General features: G+C 45.6%; 2 protein-coding genes. Both read right to left on the bottom strand.

Translation table 11 applies throughout. The features are described 5' to 3' along the window. Positions 1 to 276: hypothetical protein (locus tag ACLJQE_RS44755; protein WP_410645937.1), on the bottom strand; the 276-nt coding region annotated here is incomplete at its 3' end. Between the two features lie 31 nt (positions 277 to 307). Next, positions 308 to 570 (bottom strand): hypothetical protein (locus ACLJQE_RS44750; RefSeq protein ID WP_410645936.1); only part of this gene is annotated, 263 nt, incomplete at its 5' end.

The raw sequence follows: 570 nt of genomic DNA, 5'->3' as shown, positions 1-570 counted from the left end.
AATATCAGCTGCTGTGTAGGTCTTATCCAGAGGGAAGAACGGAACGTTGAAGTTGAACAGCTGAGCTTTCTCGGAGCTCGCGTAGTTACGTTCACCGCTACGCTGACGAGCCTTGATGGTGTCAGTAGATTCGGTTACACGCTCAACTTCGGCCTTGGTGGTATTACCGAACTTATCTTCGAAAAGATTCATACCCGTAATCAGAAGATCCTGACGAGGGATAATCTCCATTAAGCCAGTAAAGTCAAGAATTTGAAAATCACCAGAATGACGCATTTAATATCTCCTAAAATTAGTTAATGAAGGCTTATTCGACTTTACCGAAAGTGCCAGTCCAGTGCTTGGTTACTTTGATGCTGCGGTCTTCGAGAGCTTTAACAGCTGTATCGTTGATCGGCTTACCATCAGCAAATTGCAAGCAGTAGAAGTTAGCAGTAGCGTCACGTACAACAACTACGAATGGGTAAGTAGTACCAACAACGTTGGTGCCTTCAGGTACGCCATTCAACAGGTTAACGTCAGCCAAGATGCCGTATGCGTCAGCTGCATCAGCTTCAGCCAGTGGAGTAC

It is taken from the genome of Amycolatopsis sp. lyj-346 (assembly GCF_046548975.1).
Lineage (GTDB): Bacteria > Actinomycetota > Actinomycetes > Mycobacteriales > Pseudonocardiaceae > Amycolatopsis.
This window is presented reverse-complemented; position numbering and strand designations above follow the sequence as displayed.